A 17,487-nucleotide genomic window follows, 5' to 3' on the forward strand; every position below is an offset into this window, starting at 1 on the left:
CTTACGCCCTGTCCAGTTTGCCAACCAATGACAGGGTGAAATCAGCGCCCATGTACTTGAAATGAGGGCGCACGTTCAGGCCAACGCGATACCACCCTGGCTCACCGTCTACATCACTGACGACGATCTTTGCCGCACGCAATGGACGACGGCCGCGGACTTCAGCACTTGGGTTTTCCTGGTCAGCGACGTACTGACGGATCCAGTTGTTGAGCTCTCGTTCCAGATCCATGCGCTCTTTCCACGTTCCCAACTGCTCCCGCTGTATAACCTTCAAGTAATGAGCAAGACGATTGACGACCATCATGTAGGGCAACTGAGTGCCCAGCTTGTAGTTCAGCTCAGCCTGTTTGTCCTCGGCACTATTGCCGAATAGCTTCGGCTTCTGAACAGAGTTGGCAGAGAAAAACGCGGCGTTATCGCTTCCTTTGCGCATGGTGAGGGAGATGAACCCTTCCGCCGCCAACTCGTATTCGCGTCGATCGGAAACCAACACCTCGGTTGGTATCTTGGTTTCGATTTCGCCCATACTTGCGAAATGGTGAAGAGGTAAATCCTCAACGGCCCCGCCGCTTTGTGGCCCGACAATGTTGGGACACCAGCGGAACTTGGCAAAACTGTCGGTCAGACATGTGCCAAATGCATACGCAGCATTGCCCCACAGATAGTGCTCGTGGCTATTGGCAACAGTCTCCTTGTACACAAACGATTTGACCGGATTTTCTTCTGGATCATAAGGGAGGCGTAACAGGAAGCGCGGCATCGTCAATCCGACATAACGGGCATCTTCCGAATGGCGAAAACTTTGCCATTTGGCAAATTGCGGGCCTTCGAAGTGATCTTTCAGATCCTTGAGGTCTGGCAAGCCAGCGAAGCTTTCCAAGCCAAAGAATTCAGGACCGGCAGCGGCGATAAATGGTGCATGGGACATGCAAGCTATGCTGGATACGTACTGCATGAGTTTTACGTCCGGCGAGCTTGGCGACATGGCGTAATCAGCAAGGATCGCGCCTACCGGTTGCCCACCAAACTGCCCGTACTCCGCAGCGTAGATATGTTTATACAGGCCTGACTGCGTGACCTCCGGCGAATCCTCAAAATCGTCCAGCAGATCGTTCTTGGAGACGCTGAGCATTTCAATTTTGATGTTTTCGCGGAAGTTGGTACGCGCAACCAGCAACTGCAAGCCGCGCCATGAGGATTCCAACGCCTGGAAATCCGGGTTGTGCAGAATCTCGTCTATCTGACGGCTGAGTTTGGCATCGATCTCGGCGATCATGCGATCAACCATGGCCTTCTTGACCGGCTCGCCCCTGTTCTGTGGCTTGAGTAACTCCTTGATGAATGCCGAAACCCCGCGCTTGGCGATGTCATAGGCCTCGTCGTCTGGAGACAGGCGGGTTTCGGTGATGATGCTGTCGAGAATGCTGTACTCAACTTTTTCACTGGTCTTCTGCTGCGCTACGCTACTGCTCATGGATCAGCCTCCTTGGCAAATGGGATCAGCTTTCAGGCCCAGCTCGCCCAGTACGCGAACACGGGATTCACCAGCCATCAGCACGCCTTCGATTGCTTTTCGGAATGCAGGCGCATTACCCAATGGCCCTTTGAGGGCTACCAGCGCGTCGCGCAATTCCATCAGCTTCTTCAGTTCAGGCACTTGCTCGACCAGGCTGGCCGGGTTGAAGGCGCTCATCGAGTTGATGCGCAACTGCACGGTTAACGCTTGCGTTTCGCTTTCTTCCTGCAGACGGTTTGGCACGCTCAGCGTCAGGGTCAACTCCTGCTTGGCCAGCACCTCATCGAACGTCATCTTGTCGATGCTGATCGGCTTACGATCCTCAACGTTGCGCTCGTCCTTGCGGTGGGTGTAATCACCGATTGCCAACAGCTTCAGCGGCAGTTCAATTTCTTCCTGAGCCCCACCGGTAGCGGGCTTGAACGTGACGTTGATACGCTCTTTGGGCGCTACAGAGCCTTCTTTGGCCATGATTTTTTCCTTGAGATTTTGACCCTGAGGCCTATTCAATAACCCGGTCCAGGTCGAGGTAACACAACCGGCGATAGGTTTCTTCCCTGCACTCACGTACGGCATGGTTCTGAGGTAGCAGCTCGCAGCAGTCATGCAATTGGTGCAGCACCTGGAGTCCTAGCTCGGGCTCCCAGATATTCAGGTCCGCGTGTTGCAGCCTCTGATCAAGTGCTTCGAGCTGGATCTTGGCGAGCTCGTATTTTTTGGCCGAGATGCATAAGCGAGCTATTGCGAAGCGCCAAAGAAAGCGCTCACGGGCGCCAAAAACACTTTGCATGCCTTGCCTGAGCAGTTGAACGGCGGGCTTGAGGCCATCCTCGTGCAGAACCGACCGTGCATCTTCGAGTGCCAGCTCCCAAGGCGTATCACCGTTGACGACATCGGGACTGGGCGCAGTATTGGGCTGTTGCAGGTGAGGCATCACCTGAGCGGCAATCCAGGCAAGAGTCGTCGAATCGGCAAACGGTGTGCCGTCATGCCAGCGCAGCTCCAACACACCTGGCAGACGCTGAATGAATAGCGCGAAGTGGATTTCCACCTCTCGCATGGCCTGTTCGGCGTTCAAGCCTCGCAGACATTCCCAGGCGAGCCTTTGACCATCGAGCCAGAACGGAGCCCTGGCCAGGCTGGCCTCGATTTTCACAAGTAGATCGGCGTAGTTGCCTTGTAAAAGTGAGTCCTGATAGGCCTTGAGCTTATCCACAGGTAACCCGCGCAACTGGGTAACCTGCTCTGCGTTGCGCTCAGGTACGACATCGATCGTGAGCCAGAGCAAGGCGCGATTCAGCCGTAGGGCGCGCATGTCGGTTGTTTTTTGTTTCAGCCACCAGGCGCAGAGTGAACGAGCACCTTCCTGCTGGGCGCGTAGGGCTTTACGAGCTTCTTTTTCGTTTTCAATCGAAGCGTGGGAGGTGAGCAATTGAATGGCGGTCTGCTTCACCTGAGTCACTGCCGCCTGGATGGCGCCGGGTTCCGGCTGGCTCTCAGTGGCACGCCGAATCATATTCTTGAGCCGCCGACACAGCGGCAACAGCAAAGGGGCCTCGTCACCCAGATAGGTGGTGCAAATGATGTCGAGACCTTCCAGTTGGGCCTCCAGGAGACGGAACAGTGATAGTTGCTCCTTGACCGCGACGTCATCACCCAACGCCTTTTCCAGGCGAGTGACCAACCAACTGACAGCGGCGGAACGGGTTCGAGGTTTGGTGGGGTGGATCTCAGGCCAGTGGCATTTACACAAGTGATGCAGGAGACATAGGCCGGCCAATAGCCCTTGGAAAGACTCGCGCTGATACAACGCCCATGCCAGCCAGACGGCCACTCGCAGGTCTTTCGACTGAGTGCGTAACAACAATTCACTTTGATCAAGAACCTTTAGCCAGTCGACCTGCTCGTGTTCATGCATCGACTGGGCCTTGGACACCTCACTTTCGAGTGTTTCGTACTCATTTGAAAAACGCACATCCGCTCCCGCGAAACTCTCGATGGAAACGGGAGATTTGGCGAGAGCCAGATAATGGGCGGATAATTTTCCAGAGTACGACATCCACGACTCTTCTACAGGAAATTAAGTTCAAGGCCTGAGCAACAAGCGCACAGAGTATCAACGAGCAGAAATGGTTTATTCAGGAGGCATGTTACGAAGTGTCGCTACGGTGTTTCTCGCACCCATCCAGTTGAACGCAACGGAGAATGCCAAAATTCCACCGAAAAAAAAGTAGGACGTTTCGCTTTTTATATGGAGTCAAATGAAATAGACAAGACTGGCAGAGAAGTAAATACGCAGAGATCGCCCAATCGGAAGTGATGGGGGCAAGTCAATCAAGAATAAATCTAAATTATTTCTTATTTTAACCAACTTTAATTCATTCAATTCGTCAGTGAACAAAAAGACATGATCTGTAAAAAGTTACTAAACAAGCCGGCTTTTCTCACACTCAATAAACAAAACCGTGGTGTACACCGGTCTCATTTACGCGGCATGCAAGGCGAAAGTCAGGACTGACGATCCAGTTTCTTCAGGAACACAGTCATTTCCTTCTCGGCCTGCTTATCGCCGTGGGCTCGGGCGGCGTCCAGGCCTTGTTCCCAGGCTTTGCGTGCCGCCGGCAAATCGCCCCCGGCCTGGAGAGCCTTGCCCAACAGTTTCCACGCGGCTGAATACTTGGGGTCGAGTTCCACGCAGCGTTGGAGGTGTTCGGCGGCGCGGGGGAAATCGCCGAGGTCGAGGTAGCCCTTGCCCAGGCCGAAGCGCAGCAGGGGGTTGTCCACGCTCTTGGCGAGCATTTTTTCCAGGGAGTCGAGCATGGCGGGCTTTCCTTGTGGGTTGTGTCAGGGATGGATCTGTTGCAAGACGGATTGCTATCGCGAGCAGGCTCGCTCCCACAAGGGAATGTGGTGCAAATGTGGGAGCGAGCCTGCTCGCGATGAGGCCATGACTGTCACAGCAGATGCTGGATCAGAAGAAGCTCAACCCCACATGAAACAGCTTCTCGACGTCGCGAATGTGCTTTTTATCCACCAGGAACAGGATCACGTGGTCGCCGGCCTGGACCACCGTGTCGTCGTGGGCGATCAGCACTTCTTCGTCGCGGATGATGGCGCCGATGGTGGTGCCTGGCGGCAGGCCGATGTCGCGGATGGCCTTGCCGATCACTTTGCTGGACTTGGCATCGCCGTGGGCAATGGCCTCGATGGCTTCGGCGGCGCCGCGGCGCAGGGAGTGCACGCTGACGATGTCGCCGCGCCGCACGTGGGCCAGCAGGGTGCCGATGGTTGCCAGTTGCGGGCTGATGGCAATGTCGATGTCGCCGCCCTGGATCAGGTCGACGTAGGCCGGGTTGTTGATGATGGTCATGACCTTCTTCGCCCCCAGGCGCTTGGCCAACAGCGACGACATGATGTTGGCTTCGTCGTCGTTGGTCAGGGCCAGGAAGATGTCGGCCTCGGCGATGTTTTCTTCCAGCAGCAGGTCCCGGTCGGAGGCGCTGCCCTGCAGCACCACGGTGCTGTCGAGGGTGTCGGACAGGTAGCGGCAGCGGGCCGGACTCATCTCGATGATCTTGACCTGATAACGGCTTTCGATGGCTTCGGCCAGGCGTTCGCCGATCTGTCCGCCGCCGGCAATGACGATGCGCTTGTAGCGCTCATCGAGGCGGCGCATTTCGCTCATTACCGCGCGAATATTCGCTTTGGCGGCGATGAAAAATACCTCGTCGTCCGCTTCGATCACCGTATCGCCCTGGGGCAGGATCGGCCGGTCGCGGCGGAAGATCGCCGCCACACGGGTCTCGACATTCGGCATGTGCTCGCGCAACTGGCGCAGTTGCTGGCCCACCAGCGGGCCGCCGTAGTAGGCCTTCACCGCCACCAGTTGCGCCTTGCCTTCGGCAAAGTCGATCACCTGCAAGGCCCCGGGGTGTTCGATCAGGCGCTTGATGTAGTGGGTCACCACCTGCTCGGGGCTGATCAGCACGTCCACCGGGATCGCGTCGTTGTCGAACAGGTCGGCGCGTGTCAGGTAGGCCGCTTCGCGCACCCGGGCGATTTTGGTCGGGGTATGGAACAACGTGTGGGCGACCTGGCAGGCGACCATGTTGGTTTCATCGCTGTTGGTGACGGCCACGAGCATGTCGGCATCGTCGGCACCGGCCTGGCGCAGCACCGTCGGCAATGACCCGCGACCTTGCACGGTGCGGATGTCGAGACGATCGCCCAAATCCCGCAGGCGTTCGCCGTCGGTGTCGACCACGGTGATGTCATTGGCCTCGCTGGCCAAGTGTTCCGCCAGCGAACCGCCGACCTGCCCTGCGCCGAGGATGATGATTTTCATCCGCTCACTCCTATCGAATCGGTCTTAACCGCGTGCGGCGGCGATCTTGATCAGCTTGGCGTAGTAGAACCCGTCGTGACCGCCCTCTTGGGCAAGCAACTGGCGGCCATGAGGCTGCTTCAGGCCGGCCTGGGTGGCGATGTCCAGCTCCCGGGCGCCGGAGGTGCGGGCGAGGAAGGCGTCGATCACGTCGGTGTTTTCGGTCGGCAACGTCGAACAGGTGGCGTAGAGCAGGATGCCCCCGACGTCGAGGGTCGGCCACATCGCATCGAGCAGCTCGCCTTGCAACACCGCCAAGGCCGCGATGTCGTCCGGCTGGCGGGTGAGCTTGATGTCCGGGTGACGGCGAATCACGCCAGTGGCGGAGCATGGGGCGTCCAGCAGGATGCGCTGGAACAGCTTGCCGTCCCACCAGGACGCGGTGTCACGGCCGTCGGCGGCGATCAGCTCGGCGTCCAGCCCCAGGCGCTCGAGGTTTTCCTTCACGCGCACCAGGCGCTTGGCTTCCAGGTCGACCGCTATTACGCCAGCCAGTTTCGGCTCGGCCTCGAGGATGTGGCAAGTCTTGCCACCCGGTGCGCAGCAGGCGTCCAGCACCCGTTGGCCGGGCGCCAGTTCCAGCAGGTCGGCGGCCAATTGCGCGGCTTCGTCCTGGACGCTGATCCAACCCTCGGCAAAGCCTGGCAGTGCGCGGACATCGCCCGGGGTTTCCAGGACGATACCGTCGCGGCTGTAGGCGCAGGGTATGGCGGGGATGCCGGCCTCGCCCAACAGGGCCAGGTAGGCATCGCGAGTGTGATGACGGCGGTTGACCCGCAGGATCATCGGCGGATGGGCATTGTTGGCCGCGCAGATGGCTTCCCATTGCTCAGGCCAGAAGGCTTTCAGCGACTTCTGCAACCAACGCGGGTGGGCGGTGCGCACCACCGGGTCGTGTTCCAGCTCGGCCAGCAGGGTTTCGCTTTCACGCTGGGCGCGGCGCAACACGGCATTGAGCAGGGCCTTGGCCCAGGGCTTTTTCAGCTTGTCGGCGCAACCCACGGTTTCGCCGATGGCGGCGTGGGCCGGAACACGGGTGTAGAGCAATTGGTAAAGCCCCACCAATAGCAGCGCCTCGACGTCGGCATCGGCGGCTTTGAACGGCTTCTGCAACAGCTTCGCCGCCAGGGCCGATAGCCGAGGCTGCCAGCGGGCGGTGCCGAACGCCAGGTCCTGGGTGAAGCCGCGATCACGGTCTTCGACCTTGTCCAGTTGGGTCGGCAGGGAACTGTTAAGTGAGGCTTTTCCGCTGAGGACAGCGGCGAGTGCCTTGGCGGCGGCCAGACGCGGGTTCATGAGGCGTCCGCCGCGTGGCCCAGGTGGGTACCGACGGCAAATTTCTCACGACGGCTGTTGAACAAGTCGCTGAAGTTCAGCGCCTTGCCACCGGGCAATTGCAGACGCGTCAGGCACAGCGCTTGTTCACCGCAGGCCACGACGAGGCCGTCCTTGCTGGCGTCAAGGATTTCACCCGGCGCGCCCTGCCCTGTGCAAAGGCTTGCGGCGAGCACTTTCAGGGCTTCGCCGCTCAAGGTGCTGTGGCAGATGGGCCACGGATTGAAGGCACGTACCAGGCGTTCCAGCTCGATGGCCGGACGGGTCCAGTCGATGCGGGCCTCATCCTTGTTCAGTTTGTGCGCGTAAGTGGCAAGGCTGTCGTCCTGCACGTCGCCCGTCAACGTACCGGCGGCCAGGCCGGCAATGGCCTGGACCACAGCCGGCGGGCCGATCAGCGCAAGGCGGTCGTGCAGGCTGCCACCGGTGTCTGCGGCGCTGATGGGGGTGCTGACCTTGAGCAGCATCGGCCCGGTGTCGAGGCCGGCTTCCATGCGCATCACGGTCACGCCACTTTCGGCATCACCGGCCTCCACGGCGCGCTGGATCGGCGCCGCACCGCGCCAGCGCGGCAGCAGCGAGGCGTGGCTGTTGATGCAACCCAGGCGCGGGATGTCCAGCACCACTTGGGGCAGGATCAGGCCGTAGGCAACCACCACCATCAGATCCGGCTTCAGCGCGGCCAGCTCGGCCTGGGCTTGTGCATCACGCAGGGTTGGCGGCTGCAACACCTGGATGGCATTTTCCAGGGCCAGTTGCTTGACCGGGCTGGGCATCAGTTTTTGCCCGCGACCGGCCGGACGATCCGGCTGGGTGTAGACCGCGACGATTTCATGCGGGCTGGCCAGCAGGGCCTTGAGGTGTTCGGCGGCAAATTCGGGGGTGCCGGCAAAGACGATGCGCAGTGGCTCAGTCATGGGAGGCTCTCACTTACAAAGCAGTCGCATAAAGAAAAAGGCTTGCCGTGGCAAGCCTTTGAAGGAGGGCATCAAGCATTCTGGCGATGAAGTTTTTCCAGTTTTTTCTTGATCCGGTCACGCTTGAGGGTCGACAGGTAATCGACGAACAACTTGCCGTTGAGGTGGTCACACTCGTGCTGGATGCACACCGCCAGCAAGCCTTCGGCGATCAGCTCATAGGGTTGGCCGTCGCGGTCCAGGGCCTTGATCTTGACCTTCTGCGGGCGGTCGACGTTTTCGTAGAAACCCGGCACCGAGAGGCAGCCTTCCTGGTATTGCTCCATCTCGTCGGTCAGGGTCTCGAACTCGGGGTTGATGAACACCCGTGGCTCGCTGCGGTCTTCGGAGAGGTCCATCACGACAATACGCTTGTGCACGTTGACCTGGGTCGCGGCGAGGCCGATGCCTGGCGCTTCATACATTGTTTCAAACATGTCATCGACCAACTGACGCACTTCGTCGTCCACTACGGCCACCGGTTTGGCGATAGTGCGCAGGCGCGGGTCCGGAAATTCGAGAATGTTCAAAATGGCCATAAGCTTGATAAATGCACGTGTGAGGTAAAGTCGGGTGGCTGGCCTGGCGTGTCTTGGGATGCAGGCTACCGTTGTAAAACGTTGTTCCTGAAACGCTGCTGCTTGCAGCATGGCGCCTGACGGAGCGAGCCACGGGGGCTCTGGCGTTTTACGCGAACGCACATAATAAAGGGATTCACCGCATGAGGAAATCACTACTCGCCCTGCTGCTCCTGGCTTCGGCCGGTATCGCGCACGGGCAGGTGCAACTTCGGGAAGGTTTTCCCCAGCAATACACGGTGGTGACGGGGGACACGCTGTGGGACATTTCCGGCAAATACCTGCGTGAGCCCTGGAAATGGCCGGAGCTCTGGCACGCCAACCCGCAGATCGAAAACCCGAACCTGATCTACCCCGGTGACACCCTGTCGCTGGTCTATGTCGACGGCCAGCCACGGCTGACCCTCAACCGCGGCACTTCGCGGGGCACCATCAAGTTGTCGCCGCGCATCCGCAGCTCGCCGGTGGCCGATGCCATCCCGAGCATTCCCCTGCAAGCCATCAACAGTTTCCTGCTGAGCAACCGCATCGTCGACCAGGTCGAGGACTTCAACAAGGCGCCCTACATCGTCGCTGGCAATGCCGAGCGGGTCCTCAGCGGCGCGGGAGACCGGGTCTTTGCGCGTGGCAATCTCGACCCGAGCCAGACAGCGTACGGGATTTTCCGCCAGGGCAAGGTCTACACCGACCCCGAGACCAAGGAGTTCCTGGGCATCAACGCCGATGACATCGGCGGTGGCGAAGTGGTTGCCCGCGAAGGGGATGTCACCACCCTCGTCCTGCAACGCACTACTCAGGAAGTGCGCCTTGGCGACCGTCTGTTCAGCAGCGAGGGGCGCTCGATCAACTCGACGTTCATGCCCAGCGCGCCGAAATCAGCTGTCAACGGGTTGATCCTTGACGTGCCCCGGGGCGTCACCCAGATCGGGGCGCTGGATGTGGTGACCCTGAACAAGGGCCGTCGCGACGGGCTGGTCGAAGGCAGCGTGCTGGCCGTGATGAAGACCGGCGAAACCGTGCGCGACCGGATCACCGGGCAACCGGTGAAGATCCCGGATGAACGGGCCGGCTTGCTGATGGTTTTCCGTACCTACGACAAGCTCAGCTATGGCCTGGTGCTATATGCCTCGCGCTCGCTGGCGGTGCTCGACAAGGTCCGTAATCCATAACGTGTCTCACAAGTTACCAACAGAGTTATCCACAGCTTGTCCCCGCTTGCACGGGGCTTATTACGGTCAAGGATGATCCGATGCCAATGCCTGAATCTGCTTCGGTTTCCCCCGCGGAACTGGAGGCCCGGTTACGCCTGCACCGCCTGCCGGAGCTGGGACCCAAACGTTTCATGACCTTGCTGCAAGCCTTTGGCTCGGCCTCAAAAGCCATCAGCGCGCCGGCCAGCGCCTGGCGGGCGCTGGGGTTGCCCGTGGCGTGTGCCGAGGCCCGGCGCAACCCCGACGTGCGTGACGGCGCCGCCCGCGCATTGGCCTGGCTAGAGCGTCCGGGCCAGCATTTACTGATGTGGGACCAACCCGAGTACCCGGCGCTGCTGGCGCAGGTCAGCGATGCGCCGCCGTTGCTGTTCGCCGCTGGTGACGCCGCAATTCTGGAAAAACCGCAGTTGGCGATGGTCGGCAGTCGCCGGGCTTCGCGCCCCGGCATGGACACGGCGGCGGCGTTTTCCCGAAGCCTGGCTGGCGCCGGTTTCGTTATCACCAGTGGCCTGGCGTTGGGCATCGATGCGGCGGCGCATCAGGCCGCGTTGGATGTTGGCGGACAGACAATCGGCGTGTTGGGCACCGGGCTGGAAAATTTTTATCCACAGCGCAATCGGCGCTTGGCGGACGCGATGATTGCCCAGGGTAGCGCGGTGTTATCGGAGTTCCCGCTGGACGCCCCGCCCCACGCCAGCAACTTTCCGCGGCGCAACCGGATCATCAGCGGTTTATCCCTGGGGGTGCTGGTGGTCGAAGCCAGTGTTGCCAGCGGCTCGTTGATCACCGCACGCCTGGCGGCGGAACAGGGCCGCGAGGTCTACGCCATTCCCGGGTCCATCCATCACCCTGGCGCCCGGGGTTGCCATCAACTGATCCGCGATGGGGCTGCGTTGGTGGAAACCGTCGAGCACATCCTCGAAGCCTTGCGCGGTTGGCAGTTACCCTTGGCCTCGGCGCCGACGCCGGTGACGCATCCACTGCTGCGCCTGCTCCATGCCGCACCGCTGAGCAGCGAGGCGTTGGCCGACGCCAGTGGCTGGGGCCTGCCCAAGGTGCTGGCGGCGCTGACCGAGCTGGAAATGGAAGGCCGCGCCATCTGTGACAACGGGCGCTGGTTTGCCCGCTAGGTTTTATGGGGAAGATCGGTAAACTGCGCACAGCCTTATTTTGTGTTGCGGGAGAATCTTTCATGGTCAACAGTTGGCGTGTGCAACAAGCCGCGCGAGAAATTCGTGCCGGGGCGGTGATTGCCTATCCAACCGAAGCGGTCTGGGGCCTGGGTTGTGACCCATGGAACGAGGAAGCGGTAGAACGCCTGCTGGCGATCAAGTCGCGGCTGCCCGACAAAGGGCTGATATTGGTGGCTGACAACATTCACCAGTTCGACTTTCTGTTCGAAGACTTCCCCGACAGCTGGCTCGACCGCATGGCCAGCACCTGGCCGGGGCCCAATACCTGGCTGGTGCCGCACCAGAACCTGCTACCGGAGTGGATCACCGGGGTGCACGACACCGTCGCCCTGCGGGTCAGCGATCATCCCACGGTGCGCGACTTGTGCTCATTGGTCGGGCCGCTGGTGTCCACCTCGGCCAACCCCCAAGGCCGCCCGGCGGCGCGCACGCGGATTCGCGTCGAGCAGTATTTCCGCGGACAGGTCGACCTGGTGCTTGGCGGCAACCTGGGCGGACGCAAGAACCCCAGCGTGATCCGTGACCTGGCCACCGGGAAGGTGGTCCGGCCGGATTGAGTCCGGACACAACCGTCTGGCTCGACACAGATCCCGTGTGGGAGCGAGCCTGCTCGCGATGGCGCCGTGTCAGGCGACATTGAACTCAGCTGAAATACCGCTATCGCGAGCAGGCTCGCTCCCACACTTGATTTGTGGTGTTCATAAATACTGTGCTCAACACAAAACCACTGTGGGTTCTCAAGGCAACAAAACAGTCGACCCGGTCGTGCGCCGTGCCGACAACTCGGCCTGGGCCTTGGCCGCCTCTGCCAGCGGATAACGCTGGTTGATGTTCACCGTGAGCTGGCCGCTGCTGATCATGCCGAACAGTTCATCGGCCATGCGTTGCAGGTTTTCGGCGTTGTTGGCGTAGGTCGCCAGGGTCGGGCGGGTGACGTACAGCGAGCCCTTGGCCGACAGAATCCCCAGGTTCACGCCGTCCACCGCCCCGGAGGCGTTGCCGAAGCTCACCAGCAGGCCACGCGGCGCCACGCAATCGAGCGAGGTCAGCCAAGTGTCCTTGCCGACGCCGTCGTACACCACGGGCACCTTCTTGCCGTCAGTCAATTCCAGCACGCGCTGTGCGACGTTCTCCTTGCTGTAGTCGATGGTTTCCCAAGCGCCGTGGGCTTTGGCGATAGCGGCTTTTTCCGCTGAGCTGACGGTGCCGATCAGTTTCACGCCCAAGGCCTTGGCCCATTGGCAGGCCAGCGACCCGACGCCACCGGCGGCGGCATGGAACAGGACGGTATCGCCACCCTTGAGTTCATAGGTCTGACGCAACAGGTACTGCACAGTCAGGCCCTTGAGCATCATCCCGGCCGCCTGTTCGAAACTGATGGATTCGGGCAAATGCACCAGGTTGGCCTCGGGCAGTACGTGTACATCGCTGTAGGCCCCCAGCGGGCCGCTGCCATACGCTACCCGGTCACCGACCTTGAACCGCGTGACGTCGGTGCCGACGGCTTCGACCACCCCCGCCCCTTCGGCGCCCAGGCCTGACGGCAGCGCCGGTGGCGGATACAGGCCGCTGCGGTAGTAGGTGTCGATGAAGTTCAGGCCGATTGCCTTATTGCTGACGCGCACCTGCTGCGGGCCCGGCTCGGCGGGTTGGTAGTCCACGTACTCAAGCACTTCGGGGCCGCCGTGGGAACGGAACTGGATACGTTTGGCCATCTTCACTTCTCCTTGTTGCGGGGCTTTTTACCAAGCCTGCTATCGGACTCCTAAGCTTGATCTTCGTCAACTGTGGCGTGGGCAGGTGCGGTGGTATCCTGTGCGCCCTTTTGCCGCCGGCTCGTTATACGCCGCGTAGCGTAGCCCTGATCAAGGTGATGTCATGTCCACTCGCACCGAGGCCGTGAAAGCCTACCTGCTCGACCTGCAAGACCGCATTTGCGCCGCCCTGGAAACCGAGGACGGCGGCACTCGCTTCGCCGAGGACGCCTGGACCCGGCCTGCCGGTGGCGGCGGGCGCACGCGGGTGATCGAAAACGGCACGGTGATCGAAAAGGGCGGCGTCAACTTTTCCCACGTCTTCGGCAGCGGTCTCCCACCGTCGGCCAGCGCCCACCGGCCGGAACTGGCCGGGCGTGGTTTCGAGGCCCTGGGTGTGTCGTTGGTGATCCACCCGCACAACCCCCACGTGCCGACGTCCCACGCCAACGTGCGCTTTTTCATCGCTGAAAAGGAAGGCGAAGAGCCGGTCTGGTGGTTCGGCGGCGGCTTCGACCTGACGCCCTACTACGGCGTGGCGGAAGACTGCGTGCATTGGCACCGCGTTGCCGAACAGGCCTGCGCGCCGTTCGGCCCGCAGGTGTACCCGCGCTACAAGGCTTGGTGCGACAGCTATTTCCATCTCAAGCATCGCAACGAGCCGCGGGGTATCGGCGGCCTGTTTTTCGACGACCTGAACGAGTGGGATTTCGACACCAGTTTCGCTTTCATGCGTGCCATCGGTGACGCCTACATCGAGGCCTACCTGCCGATCATGCGTCGTCGCAAGCATGACGCGTTCACCGCCAAACAACGGGAGTTCCAGGAATTTCGCCGTGGGCGCTACGTGGAATTCAACCTGGTCTATGACCGCGGCACCCTGTTCGGCCTGCAATCGGGCGGGCGTACCGAGTCGATCCTGATGTCGTTGCCACCGCAGGTACGCTGGGGTTACGACTGGAAAGCCGAACCTGGCAGTGAAGAAGCACGGTTGACCGAATACTTCCTGCAGGATCGCGATTGGCTGGCGACGGCCTGAACGAGGGGACACTCATGGATCGCTACGTGGTAATAGGTCATCCGATCGGTCACAGCAAGTCACCGCTGATCCACCGCTTGTTTGCCGAACAGACCGTGCAAGCGCTGGACTACAGCACACTGCTGGCGCCCCTGGAGGATTTTGCAGGCTGCGCGCGGGAATTTTTCCGCGAGGGGCGCGGGGCAAATGTCACCGTCCCCTTCAAAGAAGACGCCTTTCGCCTGGCCGATAGCCTGACCGAACGGGCGCAGCGGGCCGGGGCTGTGAATACGTTGAGCAAACTGGCCGATGGGCGCCTGGTGGGTGATAACACCGACGGCGCCGGGCTGGTGCGGGATTTGACAGTCAACGCCGGCTTTGGCCTCAAGGGCAAGCGCGTCCTGTTACTGGGCGCCGGCGGTGCGGTGCGCGGCGCCCTGGAACCGTTGCTGGCCGAAGGTCCGGCCTCGGTGATCATCGCCAATCGCACGGTGGAAAAAGCTGAATTGCTTGCCGAGCTGTTCGCGGACCTGGGCCCGGTCTCCGCCAGCGGTTTCGACTGGCTGCAGGAGCCGGTGGACCTGATCATCAACGCCACGTCGGCAAGCCTGTCAGGGGATGTACCGCCGATTGCCGGAAGTTTGATCGAACCGGGCAAGACGTTTTGCTACGACATGATGTACAGCAAGGAGCCGACCGCGTTCTGCCGTTGGGCCCGTGAACACGGCGCGGCGGTGGCGATGGATGGCCTGGGCATGCTGGCCGAGCAGGCGGGTGAAGCGTTCTACCTGTGGCGTGGGGTACGCCCGGACACCGCGCCGGTGCTGGCCGAGTTGCGTCGCCAGTTGGCGCTGTAACCCACTGTGGGAGCAAAGCTGCCCCCCTTAATCCTCGAAATGAATCGGGCAGCGCTCCGGCCCTTCCAGCTTCTTCAATTCGTCCACCACCTGGGGCCGGGCCCGGCGCAGGGTCAGGCTTCGGCCCTGGCTGCGCAGGCGCCGGGCTTCCTGGTGGAGCATTTCCACCCCGGAATAATCGATGAAGTTGATCTGCTGGGCATCGATGACCACCCGTTGCGCCTGCAACCGTTGCAAGCGCACTTGCAGGAAATGACTGGCGCCGAAAAAAATCGAGCCGCCCACCCGCAGGATATCCGCTTCCCCTTCACAGAAATGCTGCACCCGTGGCTGTGAGGTGCGCTTGAGGTAAAAGAACAGCGAGGCCAGCACGCCGGCGTAGATGGCGGTTTGCAGTTCCAGTAGCAGCGTCGCCAGGCAGGTCAGGCTCATGACCACGAATTCAGCGCGACTCACCCGGAACAGCGCCCGGATACCGCGGTGGTCCACCAGGCCCCAGGCGATCAGCAGAATGCTGCCGGCCATGGCCGGGATCGGGATATGTGCGATCAATGTTGCGCCGGCGACCGCAAACAAGGCCACCCACAGCGCCGAGAACACCCCGGCCAGGGGCGAACAGGCTCCGGCTTCATAGCTGAGACCGGAACGGGTAAAGGAACCGGCCGACAGCGACCCGGAGAAAAATCCGCCCACGATGTTGGAAAGCCCCTGCGCCCTCACCTCCTGATTCGCATCGAGCAACTGCCCGGAACGTACCGACAGCGAGCGGGCGATGGACAGGCTGGTAACCAGCCCGAGCATGCCCACCGCGACGGCGCCGGGCAGCAGGCGCAATATCAATTCCAGATCCAGCGGCAGCGGCGTGAGCGGCGGCAGGCGTCCGGTAAAGGCGCTGACCAGTGCCACATGACCGAACATCGCCGGCCACAGCCACACCACCAGGCTGCTGATGACCAAGGTGATCAACAGGCTCGGCCAACGCGGCAGCGCCCGCTTGAGCACTATCCCCAGGACCAGCGTGCCCAAGCCCAGCAGCAACGACGGGTTATCCACAGCCCCGATGTGGCTGAGCAGCATCAGCAAGCCTTTCAGCGCTGTGGCTTCGTTCGGCAGGTCGAGGCCCAACAGGTTAGGCAATTGCCCCAACGCAATGACCACCGCCGCGCCCAAGGTAAAACCCAGCACCACAGAGTGCGAGACGAAGTTCACCAGCGCACCGAAACGCAGCAACCCCAATAACCATTGGAAGATACCGGCCAGCACGGTCAGCAGGAGGATGAGGGTGACGTAGTCCTGGCTGGCAGGTACGGCCAGGGGACTGACGCTGGCGTACAGGACAATGGAGATCGCCGCCGTAGGACCGCAGATCAGGTGCCAGGAGGAGCCCCACAGACAGGCGATCAGCACCGGCACGATTGCGGCGTACAGGCCATATTCAGGCGGTAAACCGGCAATCAATGCGTAGGCAATGGACTGGGGCAGCGCGAGAATCGCGCCACTCAGGCCGACGATCAGATCCCGACCGACACTGGCGCGGGTCTGCCGGGGCAGCCAGCTGAGGAAAGGAAAGAGTGAATGGCGCGTGGGGATTGCCATGGGGCCTCAAGGATGGGGTTTGGCTCAAGAGTATCAGGGCAAGGCACCACTCTCTTTGTGGCGAGGAGATTTATGTGGGAGCAAAGCTTGCTCCCACATGGATTTCCTCGCGACAGTGCTCCGCGCCCTCAGAAAGAACACGCAAAGCAGCGGGGCTGTCAGAGCTTGGCCTTCACCGCCGCCAACGCATCCTGGCCATCCAGCGTCTTCACGCCGTCCAGCCATTTATCCAGCACCGCCGGGTTGGCCTTGATCCAGGCCTTGGCCGCATCGGCGTTGCTGACCTTGTTGTTCACCACTTCGGCCATGATGCTGTTTTCCATTTCCTGGGTGAAACTCAGGTTGGTCAGCAGCTTGCCGACGTTCGGACAGGCCTGTGCATAACCTTTGCGCGTCAGCGTATAGACGCTGCCGGTATCGCCGAAATACTTCTCGCCACCCTTGAGGTAATGCATTTTCAGCTGCACGTTCATCGGGTGCGGTGTCCAGCCTAGAAAGGTCACGAACTTCTGTTTCTTCACCGCCCGGGAGACCTCCGCCAGCATCGCCTGCTCGCTGGACTCCACCAGTTTCCACTCGCCCATGCCGAAATCGTTGGTCTTGATGATTTCTTTCAGGGAAAGGTTCGCCGGGGCGCCGGAGCCGATGCCGTAGATTTTCTTCTCGAACTTGTCGGCGAATTTGTTCAGGTCGGCAAAGTTATGCACACCCGCGTCCCAGACGTAGTCCGGCACCGCCAGGGTGAATTCGGTGCCATCGAGGTTCTTGGCAAGCTGCGTGACATCACCGGTGGCGACGAATTTGTCATAGAAGCCCTGTTGCGCCGGCATCCAGTTACCGAGGAACACGTCGACCTGGCCATCCTTGAGGCCGCCGAAGGTAATGGGCACCGCGAGGGTGTCGACCTTGGCCTTGTAGCCCATGCCGTCCAGCAGAAAACCGGTAATAGCGTTGGTCGCGGCGATGTCGCTCCAGCCCGGGTCGGCCATTTTCACGGTGTCGCAGCTTTGCTCGGCCCAGGCCGACACACTGCTTAGCGCCAACAGCCCAGCGGTCAGTACTGTGGATAACTTTTGCATGTGCTTC

The 17,487-nt window shown here is 61.0% G+C and carries 16 protein-coding genes; 5 read left to right on the forward strand and 11 right to left on the reverse strand.

Annotated features, from left to right (window positions below):
- Position 1: 1 nt before the first annotated feature.
- The 8 genes from tssC to def all read right to left on the reverse strand — a co-directional run bounded on the left by tssC (position 2) and on the right by def (position 8,733).
- Positions 2–1,477, reverse strand: coding sequence for a type VI secretion system contractile sheath large subunit (gene tssC, locus J7E36_RS00180; RefSeq protein ID WP_214998710.1), 1,476 nt, complete (start codon positions 1,475–1,477; stop codon positions 2–4).
- 3 nt (positions 1,478–1,480) lie between these two features.
- Positions 1,481–1,990, reverse strand: coding sequence for a type VI secretion system contractile sheath small subunit (tssB, locus tag J7E36_RS00185; protein WP_214998712.1), 510 nt, complete (start codon positions 1,988–1,990; stop codon positions 1,481–1,483).
- A gap of 31 nt (positions 1,991–2,021) precedes the next feature.
- Complete coding sequence (gene tssA, locus J7E36_RS00190) at positions 2,022–3,578, reverse strand: type VI secretion system protein TssA (protein WP_214998714.1); 1,557 nt, start codon at positions 3,576–3,578, stop codon at positions 2,022–2,024.
- A gap of 449 nt (positions 3,579–4,027) precedes the next feature.
- A complete protein-coding gene (locus J7E36_RS00195) occupies positions 4,028–4,339 on the reverse strand; it encodes a tetratricopeptide repeat protein (RefSeq protein WP_214998716.1) in 312 nt (103 codons plus the stop codon).
- Positions 4,340–4,490: 151 nt separating this feature from the next.
- Positions 4,491–5,864 (reverse strand): Trk system potassium transporter TrkA, encoded by a 1,374-nt coding sequence (gene trkA / locus J7E36_RS00200; RefSeq protein WP_214998718.1) that lies wholly within the window; start codon positions 5,862–5,864, stop codon positions 4,491–4,493.
- 24 nt (positions 5,865–5,888) lie between these two features.
- Positions 5,889–7,199: a 16S rRNA (cytosine(967)-C(5))-methyltransferase RsmB gene (gene rsmB, locus J7E36_RS00205; protein WP_214998720.1), complete on the reverse strand. Its 1,311-nt coding sequence runs from the start codon at positions 7,197–7,199 to the stop codon at positions 5,889–5,891.
- Positions 7,196–8,155: a methionyl-tRNA formyltransferase gene (gene fmt, locus J7E36_RS00210; RefSeq protein ID WP_214998722.1), complete on the reverse strand. Its 960-nt coding sequence runs from the start codon at positions 8,153–8,155 to the stop codon at positions 7,196–7,198. Before fmt ends, rsmB begins: the two co-directional genes overlap by 4 nt.
- A 71-nt stretch (positions 8,156–8,226) precedes the next feature.
- A complete protein-coding gene (gene def, locus J7E36_RS00215; protein ID WP_042731214.1) occupies positions 8,227–8,733 on the reverse strand; it encodes a peptide deformylase in 507 nt (168 codons plus the stop codon).
- Positions 8,734–8,915: 182 nt separating this feature from the next.
- Between def and J7E36_RS00220 the strand changes: the two genes are divergently transcribed.
- The 3 genes from J7E36_RS00220 (at position 8,916) to J7E36_RS00230 (ending at position 11,733) form a co-directional block, all read left to right on the forward strand.
- Positions 8,916–9,941, forward strand: a complete 1,026-nt coding sequence (locus tag J7E36_RS00220; RefSeq protein WP_214998724.1) for a LysM peptidoglycan-binding domain-containing protein — start codon at positions 8,916–8,918, stop codon at positions 9,939–9,941.
- Positions 9,942–10,021: 80 nt separating this feature from the next.
- Positions 10,022–11,113 (forward strand): DNA-processing protein DprA, encoded by a 1,092-nt coding sequence (gene dprA, locus J7E36_RS00225; RefSeq protein WP_214998726.1) that lies wholly within the window; start codon positions 10,022–10,024, stop codon positions 11,111–11,113.
- A gap of 62 nt (positions 11,114–11,175) precedes the next feature.
- Complete coding sequence (locus J7E36_RS00230; protein ID WP_214998728.1) at positions 11,176–11,733, forward strand: L-threonylcarbamoyladenylate synthase; 558 nt, start codon at positions 11,176–11,178, stop codon at positions 11,731–11,733.
- A gap of 180 nt (positions 11,734–11,913) precedes the next feature.
- Here the strand turns inward: J7E36_RS00230 and J7E36_RS00235 are convergent, their stop codons facing one another.
- Positions 11,914–12,891, reverse strand: coding sequence for a quinone oxidoreductase family protein (locus J7E36_RS00235; protein WP_214998730.1), 978 nt, complete (start codon positions 12,889–12,891; stop codon positions 11,914–11,916).
- A gap of 163 nt (positions 12,892–13,054) precedes the next feature.
- Between J7E36_RS00235 and hemF the strand changes: the two genes are divergently transcribed.
- Together hemF and aroE are read left to right on the forward strand one after the other, a co-directional pair.
- Positions 13,055–13,969 (forward strand): oxygen-dependent coproporphyrinogen oxidase, encoded by a 915-nt coding sequence (gene hemF, locus J7E36_RS00240; protein ID WP_214998732.1) that lies wholly within the window; start codon positions 13,055–13,057, stop codon positions 13,967–13,969.
- Positions 13,970–13,983: 14 nt separating this feature from the next.
- Entirely contained in the window at positions 13,984–14,805 is an 822-nt protein-coding gene (gene aroE, locus J7E36_RS00245) for a shikimate dehydrogenase (protein WP_214998734.1), read from the forward strand.
- A gap of 27 nt (positions 14,806–14,832) precedes the next feature.
- Here the strand turns inward: aroE and J7E36_RS00250 are convergent, their stop codons facing one another.
- Together J7E36_RS00250 and choX are read right to left on the reverse strand one after the other, a co-directional pair.
- Entirely contained in the window at positions 14,833–16,401 is a 1,569-nt protein-coding gene (locus tag J7E36_RS00250) for a SulP family inorganic anion transporter (protein ID WP_214998736.1), read from the reverse strand.
- 158 nt (positions 16,402–16,559) lie between these two features.
- Positions 16,560–17,480 carry a choline ABC transporter substrate-binding protein gene (choX, locus tag J7E36_RS00255; RefSeq protein WP_214998738.1) on the reverse strand — a complete coding sequence of 307 codons (921 nt, stop codon included), beginning with the start codon at positions 17,478–17,480 and terminating at the stop codon, positions 16,560–16,562.
- Positions 17,481–17,487 lie beyond the last annotated feature (7 nt).

This window comes from Pseudomonas fluorescens (assembly GCF_018614775.1).
Taxonomy (GTDB): Bacteria; Pseudomonadota; Gammaproteobacteria; order Pseudomonadales; family Pseudomonadaceae; genus Aquipseudomonas; species Aquipseudomonas fluorescens_BY.